This window comes from Oscillatoria sp. CS-180 (genome assembly GCF_028330965.1).
Classification (GTDB): domain Bacteria; phylum Cyanobacteriota; class Cyanobacteriia; order Phormidesmidales; family Phormidesmidaceae; genus Halomicronema.
This window is the reverse complement of sequence record NZ_JAQMUB010000037.1, coordinates 164377-181045: the sequence shown is the minus strand read 5'-3', so window position 1 is coordinate 181045 and position 16669 is coordinate 164377. Positions and strand designations below refer to the sequence as shown.

At 56.7% G+C, this 16669-nt stretch carries 5 protein-coding genes; all 5 read right to left on the bottom strand.

Annotated features, from left to right (window positions below):
* Positions 1-36: 36 nt before the first annotated feature.
* The gene (locus PN498_RS09190; RefSeq protein ID WP_272062426.1) at positions 37-1512 is read right to left on the bottom strand and encodes a hypothetical protein; all 1476 of its coding nucleotides are present in this window, start codon (positions 1510-1512) and stop codon (positions 37-39) included.
* 241 nt (positions 1513-1753) lie between these two features.
* Positions 1754-3673 carry a hypothetical protein gene (locus PN498_RS09185; RefSeq protein WP_272062425.1) on the bottom strand — a complete coding sequence of 640 codons (1920 nt, stop codon included), beginning with the start codon at positions 3671-3673 and terminating at the stop codon, positions 1754-1756.
* 54 nt (positions 3674-3727) lie between these two features.
* The gene (locus tag PN498_RS09180; protein WP_272062424.1) at positions 3728-6640 is read right to left on the bottom strand and encodes a type I polyketide synthase; all 2913 of its coding nucleotides are present in this window, start codon (positions 6638-6640) and stop codon (positions 3728-3730) included.
* Between the two features lie 101 nt (positions 6641-6741).
* Positions 6742-11634: a type I polyketide synthase gene (locus PN498_RS09175; RefSeq protein WP_272062423.1), complete on the bottom strand. Its 4893-nt coding sequence runs from the start codon at positions 11632-11634 to the stop codon at positions 6742-6744.
* A 1-nt stretch (position 11635) separates the two neighbouring features.
* Entirely contained in the window at positions 11636-16507 is a 4872-nt protein-coding gene (locus tag PN498_RS09170) for a type I polyketide synthase (protein ID WP_272062422.1), read from the bottom strand.
* Positions 16508-16669: the final 162 nt, after the last annotated feature.

Genomic DNA, 16669 nt, shown 5'->3' with positions numbered 1-16669 from the left:
GGTGGTTCATCCAAAATCATTAAGCTGTACTCAGCCTCACCAAGAGGCTTTCGCCTGTTCACCCTGTAGAACATCCCTGTTGGCGATCGCCTGAGCTTTAATGTCGTCAAAGGCAAGGGCAGCAATGACGAGGTCTTTAAGTCGGGTTGCAAGACGCCATAAATTTTTGTCTTCTAAGGTGAAATAGCTTTTGAAAAAGCTGTAAGGAAAGAGCAAAACGTTCCACGGAAAACTCGAATCGGTCATCAACCACACGTTATGTTTTCCATAGTTCTCCTCCAGAGCAAGCGACCCAGCAGTCCAGCGCATCATCTGCTGTTCCCACGCTTTCATTGCTGGATTATCGGCGGCAATATCGTCACTATTGGGGACACGATTTGTGAAGACCGCTGCTTTGAAAATGCCGCGTTTAAAGCCAGCATGGTAGGCCACGATTGACGAGTGAGTATCTTCAATTCTGGCTCCGGGATATCGTTGAGCAATTACAGATATGAGGCTGATGAGCACTTCGGATTTACCAAAGGTGCCACCTCCCGGGTTCCAATAAAAGCCCTTGTAATTGCCGTGAGTCAAGCTGATAAACCATTGAAGAGGAGGCACGTCAGCTTTAAGAGCAGGCAGCATTACCGACAGTCCATCAATCATTTTTGTCTGATAGAGTACAAAGCGCTCGATCGCGGAATGAAAGTCCAAGTCAGGATTGTTTTTCAAATGGTCAAGACAGGATAAAACGCCATTGGTAGGCGATTTTTCGTTTAAATATTCGTCTAGGCTGAGAAATATCGTTTCCGCATCCATCCTGATGATGTATGCAGGTGGTTTCCAGCCTTGAGCAATGCTTTTTAGAATTAAGGACTGGTAGATATCGTTCAGCATTCGGATTTTGCCAGCAGCGTAGAGGCTGGCGGGCTGATGGATAACAAAAACGCGATGATGTCGTTCTGGCAAGACAGTTTGACTCAGGCGATATTCGTTTCCAGTCCGTTTAGAATTATCATAAATAGGGGCAGCTTGATCAATCGAAAATCGCTCTTTTAGGTACAGATGAATAACTTGAATAGTCTCAATTTTTTGCAGGCAATCTATCAAAACAGGGCACTCAAAGCCGTTGTTCAAGCCTATAAATAGGTCAAGGCCCATCGCAGAGGCACTGATTTGATTAATCAGGTTAGGCAGGGTGTAGGGCAAATACTGCTCGGCTCCTTTTCCTGCGGCAACCACGGCCATGACGCGCTGGTTGTCGAGTTGGCGATCGCACTTTTCTAAAATCCACTGATGACGCTCTTTGACAGCCTCGACATCGGACTGCAAGCGCTGATCTTGAGCGGCTCGAATCTCAGCTTGAGGAGATTTCTGAGGCCGTATTTGTGGGGGCTGTTTTTCGGTTAGTGAGGTCACGATCGCCTCCAAAGGAAAATTTTGAACTTTGAATTTTGAACTTAAGGCGCTAGCCGATGACTTTAATTCGGGTCGGGTGGGCACTGCCCACCAGTGAGAATCCGCTGCGCGCAATGATCTACACGAGAGACGTTTGACGGTTGGATTCAGTTGAGATTCGATTCGGATGGACGCTGTCTAGGATGTTGATTTTGATGGCAATCTGGCGGCGTTTTTCTCAGGCTGGTTTTGGTGGGCAATGCCCACCCTACGGGACTTTTGAACTTTGAATTTTGAACTTAAGGCGCTAGCCGATGACTTTAATTCGGGTCGGGTGGGCACTGCCCACCAGTGAGAATCCGCTGCGCGCAATGATCTACACGAGAGACGTTTGACGGTTGGGACTAGTCGCTGAGGAAGGGGGTGCGATCGCGCCTTTCAAAGCCGCAAAGTGTCTGCCACCCAGCTCGACCTGCCCCCTATCGCAGCCAGCTTTGAGGCGATCGATGAGGCGATCAACATCGGCGGCGATGATGTTGGTGCCGTGATCGGGTTCGATCAGACCAACGAGGGAAAGACCTTCAGAGTGCTGTTGAGCCAAACGACGAATACTGAGGAAGTTGAAGATGCCCGATTCGTAAGTGCCGCAAGGAACGGAGGGATTTTCGACGCCGCTGACGCCTTCGCCATGTTGAAACCAGTCAAGAGCCGGGTAGCCGTGGAAATGCACCATCGGCAAACCGTTCTGGATGAGGTCTGGGAGGTAAAGCGCCGTGGCTAGAGCAATGCCGACCATGACATAGACGTCGTAGGAGGGTTTGATGTCAGCGGTAGAGGGATTGACGCCAGTGGGCATTTGCAGGCAAAGCTGGTCAGTCAGACCAACCCGCAACACGTCAGTCGCTAGGTCAAGCTGTGTCTTCTTGGCTCCTGATCGCGAACTCACGACCCAAACATCTGGGACCTGCCGGAAAGTTAACCCGGCTGAAGTCTGCACAGGAACGTAGCGACGACCCAGGGTGTTCTGTCGCAGTTCCTGGGGGTCAAAGCCTGCGACTGGAGTCAAGGTTTGCCAGACCTCAGCGGAGATCTCCACATCGCCGATATATTGGGGCGGTTCAGCATAGGCCACAAAACCGTAGGACACACCAGTGCGGCCTTTCGCCATCCAGCTCACAATGTCGCGGTGAGACTGACGCTTCAGCACCTTGTCTAGCTTGAAGCCGTTGGGAAAAAGGCCCGTGTTGTCTAAAGTCTGCCCCAATTTGACTAACTGCTGGGCGTAAATGGAAGCTGTCGGGTTATACTCGCTGACCTTGAATCGACTGAGGGAAAGCGGGAAAATGGGCACGTAGATCTTGGGCACTAAGGACTTCAGGATGAAGTTCTGAATCTGGTCGCGGGTGTAGACTGAATCCGACAGATTCATGTTGAGAATGGAAATCCTGTCCTTGGAGACGCCAACCACAATTTCAGAAAAGGTTTTGATCAGCTTGCCGATGCCGATGTCAATTTTGTCTTGGTAGGACGTTTCGGCACTAACGAAGGTTTCGTCCAGATCCGACAGCACGATGAGCTGAGTATTGGTCGGATCTTCGAGATTTTGCAGATTCTCTTCGGCCCAGCCAATCAGTCCAGCGATGCGAGTGACGGACATTTTCTGACCCTTCAGCGCAAATTTGGCATAGGTCTGATAAAGCGTTTCCGCCACGCAAACTTTGGCTTTGCCGATCCAGTTGGGTTGTCGCTCAACATCAATCACGGCGTTGATGTCCGATCGCACAATGCGCGTTTTGATTTGCCACGGGCGGTTGATTAGCGGCAGTTGAATGTCGTAGGTAAAATCCTTGGTGGCTTCCTCCCACGGCACAATCTGCACGCCTAGTCTGGCTAAGCGCTGCTTCAGATCAGCCTGAAAGTCAACGATGGCGGTTTTGGTATAGCCTGCTGGAAGTGGTGGACAGGCGACTTTGAGCCGCTGCGCCATCGCCTGGGATTCCACAATAGGTGGCTGGAATGCCAAGGTTTGATTGACTCCCAGACCGCTGATGAGGCGACCCATTGTACAAGCGCCTAACTCCTGAGCGGCTTGGGGCAGAGGGGCAGTGGTCGTTGTGGTACTGGCAGGCGTGTCCTGACGGTACAGCGCCAGAATGTCTTCTTTGCGGGCAGCGATCGCCGCCTTAATTTCCGGCGTCACGGTCCCTTTGGGTGCTTGAATGCGCAGTTTGCGATCGTCGGCCCAAAGCTGAATACCTTGCTGAGAAAGGGTTTTGATAAATTCGGTAGTTTGCATGGCTAGTCAGTCATAAGTTTGAGTTTTGAATTTTGAATTTTGAATTTTGCCTAGTTAGATTTCAAAAACCTCAGAGTCCTCTGCCTCGGCAAGCAGGGTGTCCGCTAGGTGTTGGGATAGCTGTTCAATGGTGGGGTAATGCATGAGCAAGATAGGGGGAATATCGATGCCGAGGAGCTGTTTGCCACGGCTAGCGATGCTAATGGCAAGAACCGAATCAAGGCCGTAGCTGTCGAAGGGGAGAGTGGGGTCGAGGTCTTGGGAAGGAATGCCAAGTTCTTGAGAGATTTGAGCGGTAATCCACTGCTGAATATCGGCTTGGGTGCGGGGTGGGGGAGTCAGGCGCGGCATCTCAGGTGCGGAGGGCAGCAGGTGGCCTTCACTGGTCCAGGCGGCGATGAGTTTTTGGCGGTAGGTGGCGACGGCCTGTTCAATGTGGTCCATGATCTGGGCGGGGTCGGGGGTTGGGGGGGCGATCGCCTCCAAGTTCCCCTCCAGTTGAATCTCAGGCAGGGATTTGCCGTTGCCATTGGACTGGGGTGTCTCAACCCAGTAGCGCTGTCGTTGCCAGGGATAAGTCGGCAGAACTCGTTTGCGGCGCGGATAGTCTTGGTCAAAAGCGACCCAATTGACGTTGACACCTTGCACATAGAGGTGGGCTAGGTCAGCCAGCAGGGTTTGCCACTCGTCGTGGGTGGGCATGAGGAGGTGAGGAGACGACGCGACAGTGCTCGTTTCTGGCAGGAGGTTAGTGAGATTTTCGATGGGCAGGTCGGACTGCTGACAGGCCGTTTGCCAATAATCGGCGGTGGCGATGTTAATTCCGGTTTTGGCCTCTAGGGAAGTTTTTAGAGGGAGACGCGGAGATTGATAGGTAACGCTTTGCAGCAGGGTGTCGGCGTCTAGGGATGGGATGCTGGTTTGATATTGGCTGCGGACCATGAGCAGTTTGAGGGCGTCCTCCAAAGTCAACACTCCGGCAATGCAGGCGGCGACCCATTCACCCCTGCCGGTGCCAACAACGCGAGCAGGCTGGATACCCCAAGCCATCCAAGTTTGAGCTAAGGCATAGTCCACAGCGAATAGGGCTAAGGCACGGTGTAGGGGTGTGTCTTGGGGACTCGTTTCGGCAGCGGGATATAGGAACTCGGTCAGAGGTGTCTCGACGTAGGGCGAGATCGCGGCAGCACAGGTCTGAATACTCTGGCGGAAGGTGGCTTGAGTTTCGTAGAGCTGACGTCCGCGCTGCTGATAGGCTTCACCGCGATCGCCAAAGCCAAAAACGACCGGGGGCGCAATGCTGGCCTTACCTTGATGTTGGCAGGGATTGTCGGCAGGGAACTGGCTGAGCGCCTGAGCGATCGCGTCAGCGGAGTCTCCTGTCACGGCCAAACGATAGGGAAAATGATTGCGCCCGGTGTTGGCGCTGTAGCAGATGTCGGCAAGGGAATCACCAGGATGCTCCGTCAGATAGGTCTGCATCTGAGCGGCTTTCTGACACAGAGCCGCTTCGGTTTTGGCCGATAGGGCGAGGAGATGATGGGGGCGATCGCTGATCTCAGCCTGGTCTTCTGACCCATCTTCTACGACAGGCGCTTCAGCTACAATCAGATGAGCATTGGCACCGCTGAATCCGAATGTATTGATACCTGCAATGCGACGACGGTCACTTCGACGCCACGGCATAGCTGCGGTAGGGACTTTCAGGGGCAGGGTATCCCAAGGGATATGGGGATTCGGCTCCTCGAAGTGTAGATGGGGCGGGATTTCTTCGTGTTGAAGAGACAGCACTACTTTCAGTAGACTGGCGATGCCTGCGGCTCCTTCCAAGTGCCCGACGTTGGTTTTTACAGAACCAACAACGAGGGGCGACTGACGCTGACCGTTCTGTCCGAAAACCGTACCCACTGCACCGATTTCGATGGGTTCAATGAGGGCTGATCCGGTGCCGTTCACTTCCAAATAGTCCAGGTCAGCGGGCTGAAGACCACTGGCTTGCAATGCTTGTTCCATGACGGCCTGCTGGGAGGGGCCGCTGTGGGCAACCAGGCTGCTGCTGCGTCCGTTGTGGTTAAGGGCAGAGCCTTGAATCAGGGCGAGGATGTTGTCCTGATCTGAGATCGCGTCCGACAGTCGTTTCAGCACCACCACGCCGCAGCCTTCGCCCCGTACATAACCATCGGCTTTAGCATCGAAGGTTTTGCAGCGTCCATCCGGGGACAGCATTCGAGCTTTAGACAGGGCAACGCTGTTTTGGGGAGCCAGGATTATGTTCACGCCGCCAGCTAGGGCCATGTGGCAGTCCCGCTGTCGGAGGCTTTGACAGGCTGTGTGGACAGCCACCAAGGCCGAGGAACAGGCCGCGTCGATTGCGAGACTAGGGCCTTTGAATCCCAATGTGTAGGAGAGGCGACCTGCTGCCACGCTGTGGGCATTCCCTGTGCCGTAGTAAGCATCCACTGGCGCATCGTTCTCCGTGATGCGGCGGGTATAGTCGTCGGTAGAGATAGCGACAAATACCCCAGTTAGGCTGTTTTGTAGGGCCTCCGGCGCCTGTCCTGCCCGCTCCAGCGCTTCCCAACTTACCTCTAGCAGTAGGCGCTGCTGGGGATCCATATTCATCGCTTCCCGCACAGGGATACCGAAGAACTGTGGCTCGAACTGGTCAACCTGCTCTAGAAAGCCACCGTAACGGGTAGTCATTTTGCCCGGAACGTCAGGATCAGGGTCGTAGAAGGTTTGCAAATCCCAGCGATCGCTCGGCACCTCAGTAATCGCATCCACGCCGTTCCGCAACAGGTCCCAAAAAGCCTCTGGCGTCTCGGCTCCCGGCATCCGACAGCCCATGCCTACAATTGCGATTGGTTCGTGCTGTGCCGATTCCACCGCATCGAGTTTGGCCTGGAGATCTGCGATCGCTCGCAATGCTCGTTTGATAGGGGATTGAGTGGGGTCGGAGGTAGTCATGGTTTTGAGGGAAGAAGTAGGGGTAAGGGGGTGGGATTAAGGGGTAGTAGGGTGCCATCAGCGGAGCGACGCACCAATAGACAAGGCGGAGAGTGAGTCGATCAATATTTCAAGGTGTCCAGAGTGTTCAATAACAAGGCTTCGGCTTCGGTATCAGACAGGATTTCGAGGTCATCGGGTGGAGTTGGATCAGGGACCGGCTGCGCATTGGTACGGGCCGGATCAACCGGGTCAGGACATACCCGTTGCAGCAGGTGAGCGGCAAGGGTATCAACGGTGGGATAGTCGTAGGCGAGGGTGACCGGAATGATGCAGCCGAGATCGGTTTGCAACTGGTTGCGAAGCTCGAATCCCATCAAAGAATCCATACCCAGTTCAATGAAGCCAAGCTGCCAGTCAATAGCTTCGAGCTGGCTGATTTGCAAGATTTGAGCGATTAGGGTTTGGATATGCCGAGTCAGGTGGGATAGTCGTTCGGCGGGCAGCGCTGTCTCTAGCTGCTGCCGGAGGGGAGCCACGGAGATGTCATCTTCAGGGATCGGCGCGATCGCAGACAGGAATCGCGAGGCCAAGGGTGGAAGCTGCTGGACGAAAGTCGGCCAGTCAACGTTCATGACTCCAATCTGCCCTGTGGACTTTCCTAAAATCTGATGCAGAATTTGTACGCCTTCATCGGGGTCAATAGGATTGATGCCGCGATCGCTAAGCTGCACTGGCGATGATTTCTCCAATTCAGCTGCCATGCCCACTGCACCCCAGGGTCCCCAGTTGATGCTGAGGCCGGGGAGTCCTTGCGATCGCCGATACTGCATCAGTCCATCCATGAAGCTGTTGGCAGCGGCATAGTTGGCCTGTCCAAAGGAGCCAAGCAGGGACGCCACGGAGGAGAAGCAGACAAAGGTGTCTAGCTCGTGAGATTGGGTCAGGGTATGCAGGTGCCAGGTGCCGGAGACTTTGGGAGCCATGACGCGGCGGCAGCGTTCCCAGGTCTGCTGTTGCACCAAGCCGTCGTCGAGGATTCCGGCAATGTGGAAGACGCCTTTGAGGGGCGGCAGCGTGCGATCAATTTGTTCAATCACCGCTGCTGTTTGGGCAGAGTCGGCAACGTCGGCCTGAAGAATCTGGATTTGAGCACCAGCGGCCTGCAAAGGGGCAACTTTGGCTGGATCAATTTGAGCCGGGTTGCGGCGGGTGGTTAGCACAATATGCTGCGCACCCTGGTCCACCAGCCATTGGGCGACAACTTGGCCCAACGCACCGAGTCCACCAGTGATTAAATAAGTACCATCAGCAGTCAGTACTGTCGGCGGCTCTGAGAAATCCTCGTCGCGAACCAGTCGCGCAACGTGCCGCTGTCCTTGGTGAAAAGCAAGATAGGCTTCCCCATGCGAGGCCACAACGTCAGGCAGCCAGGTATGGATGTGCTCCGGCGTTAGTTGAGTATCCAGATCAACCAGGCCGCCCCAAAGTTCAGCATGTTCCAGCGCGATCGCTTTGCCGAGTCCCCATAGGCATCCCTGTAAAACGCCAGCAGATGTTGGGGTCGTTCCCGTCACGCCCTGAGTCACCATCCAGAGTCGAGGCGGATTGAGCCAAGACTGTCGGGTCAGAGTTTGGACCAGATGCAGCAAACCGCTACAGGCAGGGGCAAGGGCGGATTCAACGGTTTGAGCTGAACTTTCCGAAGTACTGTCAATGGCAGTACTCTCAACATCCAACCCCCACAAGTAGACAACGCCGCTGAGAGGGCGCGCATCGGTTGACTGAGTAGCGGCGATGAGCGTTTCCCAACCGGAAAGGTCTGTGGGGTTGAGCTGCCAAGTATCGGCAGTTTGGGAGACCGTAGCGGTCGTGGGATAAACGCGGAGACAGGTGTGTCCTTGAGATTGAAGGGCTTTGGCGATCGCTTCTCCCTGTCCGGCGCGATCGCAGAAAATCAGCCATTGCCCCGGTTCCGAATGCTTCACCCCACCGTTTGCAGTACGGGACTGGGGCTGCCAGTCAATCCGGTACAGCCAGTCTTGTAGAGACAGGGGCGTCTCCGCAGGTCCCTCAGTAACCTGAGCCTGCCGCAGCAGGACCTCCACGACCTTGGGCAATACCGCCTGTTCAGAAGAGGAAAACTCCCCAGCATCGGTCAGCAGCTGAGTAAGCGCATCGGACTTACCCGCCTGAATCAGGGCCATGAGCGGATGATGCCCCCTGATGCTGTCGGTGCGGGGAGTAGAAATCGGAGTTTCGTCTACCCAATACCGCTGCCGCTGAAACGGGTAAGTCGGTAGAGGCAAACGGATGCGGTGATCATCCTGCTCAAAACCCTGCCAATCAATGTCATACCCGTGGGTATAGAGCTGGGCAAGACTAGTGAGCAGTTGCGTCCAGTCGGCTTGACCAGGACGCAGGCTGGGCAACCACAGGGCCTCGGTTTGAGGGAAACAGCGGCGACCCATTCCCAACAACACCGGTTTAGGACCCATTTCCAGAAACGTGGTGGTTTCAGCGTGCTGAAGCGTATTCATGCCAGCGGCAAAGCGAACGGGCTGGCGGATGTGGTCACACCAATAGGCAGCAGTCGCGATCGCCTCAGTTGCCACCTGTCCTGTGATGTTTGAGATCAGTTTGATCTGCGGTGGCTGGTAGGTGATCTGCTCCGCGACGGTGGTGAATGCCTGCACCATCGGCTCCATCAGGGGTGAGTGGAAAGCGTGGGAGACTTTCAGGGGACGAATCTCAATGTTGGCGGCAGTGAGGCTATCGCCGAGTGCTGTCAGAGCCTCCTGCTGACCCGACAGCACCAAATTATCGGGACCGTTGAAGGCGGCGATGGCGATCGCCTCCCCGTATTCGGCCAGCCAGGGACGGAGTTCAGCCTCACCAGTGAGCACCGCCATCATCGATCCCGTGGAGGGCAGCGCCTGCATCAGTCGTCCCCGTGCCGCTACCAAGCGCAGCCCGTCTTCCAGACTAAAGACTCCGGCAATGCAGGCCGCAACATATTCACCCAAACTGTGGCCCATCACGACGGACGGCTCTATGCCCCACTGTCGCCACAGCTGAGCCAGGGCATACTCCACCGCGAAAAGGGCAGGCTGAGTGTAGGCCGTCTGGGTTAGCAAATCTGCCATAGCCGCAGCGTTCTCCGGACTGGGATAGAGGACCTCTAGCAGAGGGTGCTCCAGATCAGACCGTAGACTCTCCTGACACTGTTCTAAAATGCGGCGAAAAGTGGGCTGGGTTTCATAAAGCTGTCGCCCCATGCCAATCATCTGACTGCCTTGTCCGGTAAAGAGAAAGGCGATCGCGGATTTGCCCACTGCACTTCGCTTACCCTGAAATACCGAGGGCGATTGCGGACCGTCAATAAATTCAGCTAGCCGCTGCTGAGCGTCTTCGCCTGATTCAGCCAGCACGGCAAGACGATGGGGGAAGGGCGATCGTCCGCTGTTGGCGGTAAAGCACACGTCGCTAAATGCCGGTGGCTGCTCCCTCAAGTAGCACTGGTAGTCTTGAGCCATGTCGCGCAGGGCGGCTTCGCTCTTAGCCGATAGGGTCAGCAGATGCGGACGGTTGACTGCCGGGCGCGATGGGGCTTGAACGGGAGCTTCCTGAAGAATTATGTGGGCGTTGGTGCCGCTGATGGCAAAGGAGCTGACGCCGGCAAGCCGAGGCGTATCGCCCGTCGTATTCCAGGGCTGACACTGAGTGGGGACCTGCACCGGAAACTGCTGCCAGTTGATGTGGGGGCTAGGATCTTGAAAATGTAGATGGGGCGGAATTTGACGGTGCTGCATTGCAAGAATAACCTTGATGATGCCCGCGATTCCCGCGGCGGCTTCCAAATGGCCGATGTTGGTTTTCACAGAGCCGACGTGCAGGGGCTGATCGGCAGGACGATCCAGGCCCAGGACCTTCGCCAGCGCATTCATCTCAATCGGGTCCCCTAGCGGAGTGCCAGTGCCGTGGGCTTCTACGTAGCTGATGTCAGCCGGACTCACTTTGGCCTGCTTGAGTGCCTGTCGGATCAGCTCTTCCTGAGATCGCTGATTCGGCACGGTCAAGCCACTGCTGCGCCCGTCATGGTTGACGGCAGACCCTTTGACGAGGGCCAGGATGCGATCGCCGTTGGCCCGCGCATCTGATAGTCGCTTCAGGACGATCACGCCGCAGCCTTCCCCACGACCGTAGCCGTCGGCATTGGCGTCGAAGGTTTTGCAGCGTCCATCGGGGGACAGGGCCTGCATACTGGAGAGACTGAGGGTCACTTCGGGGGACAGGATGAGCTGCACACCACCGGCCAGCGCCATCGAACATTCTCCTGCCCGCAGACTTTGACAAGCTAGATGGAGCGCCACCAAAGAGGACGAGCAGGCAGTATCGATCGCCATGTTGGGTCCCTGCAATCCCAAAATGTGAGACAGCCGCCCCGAGGCAAAACAAAAGCCATTGCCAGAGGCGGCGTAGGCATCCAGTTGTGATACATCTCCTGTCTGATGTAGCCGTTTGACATAATCGTTCTGCCCAATCCCAACGAAGACGCCAGTGCGGCTCCCTGTTAGTTCTTGGGGAGCTTGTCCAGCTCGCTCCAGCGCTTCCCAACACACTTCCAGCAAGAGCCGCTGTTGCGGATCGAGCTTTACGGCTTCACGGGGAGAGATACCGAAGAACGCCGCATCAAACTCATCCACCTGGTTCAGGAAGGCCCCTGAGCGGGTGTAGATTTTGCCTGTTGTCTCACGACTCGGGCTGTAGTAAGCATCCACGTCCCAGCGATCGCCAGGAATCTCGCGCACAGCATCCTGCCCGTTCTCTAACAACTGCCAAAAGGCTTCTGGCTGGGTGGCCTCTCCTGGAAAGCGACAGCCCATACCGACGATCGCGATGGGTTCTGTCTTGCTGGCTTCAGCGGCCTCTAGCTTTGTAGTGGCTTCTTCCAGGGCTAGCAATAGCCGCTGAGAGGTGGATAGCTGATTGATGCGGTCTGTCAGGTTGCTCATCTCACTCCTGCCCTAATAGTGCTTCTAGTTTTGAAAGTTTGGCGGCGATGGAGGCATTCACCTCCGCTTCCGAGAGATGCTCGATCGCTGCTACCGTCTGAGCCATAACGTCGTCTGCGGCTTGCTGCTGCTGGGCGTTTGGATCTGCTGCCGTCGATTCCCACTGCAAAACGTCCTCAGCGATGTAGTCGGCTAGGTCGCTAATGGTGGGCGCAGTGAAGGCTAAGGTCGAGGGCAGCGCGCAGCCTAACCCAGTCTCGATACGACTTTTCAGCTCCACCGCCATGAGAGAATCCATACCCAAGTCGAAAAAGCCCTGGTCAACTTCCGGCATGGCGTCCGCCTCTAAGCCCAGTACCGTCATTACTTCCACCTGCAAAAGATGAGTGAGCAGGGATCGACGGGAGCCATCTTCAGCGTCGGCCAGTTTGTCTCGCCAAACGGCAGGCTGGGGTGTCATCGCAGGGGCAGAAACGTCCGTTGCTGGAAGCAGGTCGGTGAGCAGGGGCAGCGATCGACCGCCCTTTATCGCCATCCCGAACCGCGACCAGTCCACATTCATCACCGCGACTTGAGGTAGTCGCTCTGACATTAGCGGGGTGAGCACCGTCAGCGCCTGTTCCGACGTCAGCGGCGTCAAGCCTCGTTGTGCTAATCGAGACTGGTGTCGAGTATCTAGGCGAGTTGCCATGCCGCCCTCTGCCCAAGGCCCCCAGTTAATGCTGAGAGCAGGCAGTCCCAAAGCATGGCGATGGTGTGCTAGGGCGTCGAGAAAAGCGTTGGCAGCGGCGTAGTTACCCTGTCCCGGCGATCCTAGGAGGGATGCAATAGAGGAGAAGGTGACGAAGAAGTCTAGGGGCAGCGATCGCGTTAGACGGTGCAGATGCCAAGCGCCCGCCACTTTGGGAGCTAGCGCCCGCTCGAACTGTGCCCAGTTCTGGTGCAGCAAAATGCCGTCGTCGAGAATTCCAGCCGCATGAATAACGCCCCGGAGCGGCGGCAGCGATCGCGCGATCTGAGCCAGTACCTTGTCTAAGGCTGCGGATTGGGTGACGTCAGCCCGAGCAATTTGCACAGTGACCCCCCGTCGCCGCAGTTGCGTAATCCGCTGCTGAGCCTGATCGCTGGCCCCGCTACGGCCCGTCAGCACTAAGGTCCGTGCCCCCTGATCCGCCAACCAGTGAGCAATTTCTAATCCCAGTGCGCCGAGCCCCCCTGTAATCCAGTAGGTGCCGTTGCTTCGCAGCGGCAGGGAGCGTCTTTCTGGAATCGTAACCGGCTGGAGACGAGGGACGTAGCGCTGTCCGCCTCGGAGAGCAATTTGGTCTTTGCCGGTAGGTTGAAGCAGGTCAAGCAGGAGGGCATCAGCGATCGCTCCCCAATCGGTCTCTTCAGGAGACAGGTCAATCAGTCCGCCCCACAGATCGGGATGCTCCAGGGCAATCACGCGACCGAGGCCCCACAGGAGTGACTGGCTGGGGGCAATGCTTGAGGTGTTGGAGGAGGATGGAGCGATGGGGCGATGGGACAATGGGTTAGGCGCTGTGGTTGCTGGGGTAGGCGTTTGGGTGCGGCCTGCGGCAACGGCTCCCTGAGTTATTAACCAGAGTTTAGGCAATGCCACCAGCTTGTGGGCCGTCACCAAGCTCTGCAAGAGCTGTAAAACACTGCCGCAGCCTGCCTGTTGCGCCTGGTCGAGTGCCGCAGGCGACACCATCTCAAAGCGGGAGTTGGACAGGCCCCAGAGGTGAATAACGCCAGAGAACGATCGCCCCGCCAAAGCACCGTCCTCTTCTAGCAGCGCCGCCAGCGCTACCGGCGTTTCTGCACCAGCATGATAAACCTCTGGCCCCGCCAAGACATCCGGCGTCGAGCCATCCGCATCACCGTAGACCAGGACGCACTGATGGCCCTGCTGGATGAGCCGCTGAGCCAAAGCTTCTCCCAGTCCAGTGCTGTCCGCCAGAATGAGCCAGACACCAGATTCGAGAGTCGTAGGGCGATCGCTGATCGCAGGGGGCTGCACCTGCCAAGTCACCTGGTAGGTCATTTCAGGTTGAGCCGGCAATTTTGAGGGCTGCGGAGCCGCACCAACCCAGTAGCGCTGCCGCTGGAAGGGATAGGTGGGTAGTTCTAGCCGCTGTCGGACTGGATAGGGAGCCTCTAGCACCTGCCAGTTAATCTCACAGCCTTGGGTGTAGAGGTGTCCCAGACTAGTCAGCACCGTCTGCCAGTCTTCTTGCTGGGGACGCAGACTCGGCAACCACTGTACGTCGGCCTGAGGCAAACAGCGACGTCCCATCCCCAACAAGATGGGCTTCGGGCCCACTTCTAGGTACAGACGATAGCCCTGTTCCGCCAACGTGTCCATCGCCTCAGCAAACCGCACGGGCTGCAAGATGTGGTCACACCAGTAGGTTGCACTCGTCATCTCATCCCCAATGCCTTGCCCCGTTACGGTCGAAATGAGGGGAATTTTAGGGCTGTGAAACGCCATCTGCTGCGCCACCGCTTCAAAGTCCGCTACCATCGGCTGCATCAGCGGTGAGTGGAAGGCATGGGAGACCGCGAGGCGTCGCGTTTCGATGCCAGCTTGAGTCAGCTGGGTGCAGAGGGTGGCGATCGCCGCCTCAGAACCCGACACCACCTGACTCTCCGGTCCGTTGTCCGCCGCGATGGTCAACCCCTTCGACAAGAAAGGCTGAAGCTGAGCAGCACTGGCAAAGACCGCCACCATCGTTCCGGTTGCGGGTAGAGCCTGCATCAGTCGTCCTCGCTCGGCGATCAGCCGCAGTCCGTCTTCCAGACTAAAGACTCCGGCAATGCAGGCCGCGACATACTCACCGACGCTGTGACCCATCACGACACTGGGTTGTATGCCCCAGCTCATCCAGGTTTGCGCTAAGGCATACTCCACCGCAAAGAGAGCCGGTTGACTGTAGGCGGTCTGGTTCAGCAGTGCCGTCATAGCGCTCGCGTCTGCCGCAGCGGGATAGAGGACGTCCAGCAGGGACGTTTCCAGGTCGGGCCGCAGAATCGCTTGGCACTGCTCCAGAATTTGGCGAAAGGCGGGCAGCGTCTCGTAGAGCTGTCGTCCCATCTCCACCGTCTGACTGCCCTGACCGGTGAAGAGAAAGGCGACTTTAGGCGCTGACTGGGCCGCAGTACCTCGCATAACAGAAGTCGGTTGAGCTAGGAGCCGTTGAGCGGTTTGGGCATCAGGGGCGGCGATCGCCAACCGATGAGACAACCGGGTGCGGAACTGGTTCGCCGTGAAGCAAATGTCGGCAAAGGGTTCGGCGGTAGTCGCCAGGCAGTCACGATACCGGGCCGCTAGCTGATTAAGAGCCGCTTCGGTTTTAGCGGAGAGAGTCAGCAGGTGGAAAGGACGATCTGAGATTTCCTTGCGCTCTGTTTTCTCATGCGTGAAGCGATGAGATGCCGCAAGCCTCTCAGCATTGAGGGATACAGAGGACTGGGGGGCTGCTTCCAGAACAATGTGGGCATTGGTGCCGCTGAAGCCAAAGGAGCTAACTCCAGCAATCTTGCGGGATGCCTCTGCGGGCCAGGGGGTAGTTTCGGTAGGCACCTGTAGCGCCAGCGTTTGCCAGTTGACGCGGTCCGTGGGCGTTGGACAATTCAAGTGGGGAGGAATGACCGCGTGTTGTAGCGCCAGGACCACCTTCATCAATCCCGCAATACCCGCCGCGCCTTCCAAGTGCCCTAGATTGGTTTTGGCAGAGCCCACGAGAAGGGCAGTGTCGTCAGCGCGATCGCGGCCAAACACTGCACCCAGAGCCTCTAGCTCAATCGGATCACCCAATGCCGTTCCGGTGCCGTGGGCTTCCACATAGCTCACGAGGTTCGGCTCAATGCCGCCTTGCTTTAGCGCTTGACGAATCACCGCCTGTTGAGAAGGGCCATTGGGAACCGTCAGGCCACCGCTGCGTCCGTCCTGGTTCACCGCAGAGCCGCGAATCACAGCCAGGATGCGATCGCCCTCGGCCTCAGCTTGAGACAGTCGCTTCAGCACCACCAGACCACAACCTTCACCCCGCACGTAGCCGTCGGCGCTGGCATCGAAGGTTTTACAGCGCCCGTCTGGGGCCATCATGCGGGCTTTGGAAAAATTGATGGTGGTTTCTGGGGACAGCAGCAGATTGACACCGCCTGCCAATGCCAGGTCACAGTCTCCCTGCCGCAGACTTTGGCAAGCTAGGTGAATCGTCACCAGTGAAGAGGAACAGGCCGTATCCACCGACAGGCTCGGTCCCGTCAGTCCCAACAGGTAAGAGAGGCGACCCGCTGCCACGCTGAGGGCATTGCCTGTGCCATAGTAGGCGTCGATGTTGTTCACGTCTCCGGCTGCCCGCAGCACCTGACTGTAGTCGTTATTGCAAATGCCGACAAACACTCCGGTAGCGCTGTTGAAGACGCGATCGGAGGGCTGATTGGCCCGCTCCAGGGCTTCCCAAGCCACCTCTAACAGGAGTCGCTGCTGAGGGTCGAGGCTTTTCACCTCACGGGGGGCAATGCCGAAAAATTGCGCGTCGAACTGGTCAATGTCCTGCAGGAAACCGCCATAGCGGGTAGACATTTTGCCTGGAGCATTCAGGTCAGCGCTGTAGTAAGTATCAATGTCCCAACGGCTTGAAGGAATTTCCGTGATGCCGTCGAAGCCGGACATCAGCTGCTGCCAGTATTGTTCCGGGGTTTCGATGCCACCCGGCAAACGACAGCCCATGCCCACGATCGCGATCGGCTCATTCTTGTCACCCTCAAGGGTTTTCACCTTGGCCTGCAGGTGATCAATTTTGAGCAGGGCCTGCTGCATTAGGGTGCGATAGTCAGGAGTAGTTGCGGAGGTGCTCATGCGGAGTTGGGGGGTGGATGGGTCAGTGGGAAGAACGTGGATGGGTAATTTAGTTCCAGGGGTTTTGGGTTTTGGGTTTTGAGTTTTGGGTTTTGAGTTTTGGGTTTTGGGTTTTGGGTTTTGAATAAACTGCTCAACTCAAACATTCAAAACTCAACTGTT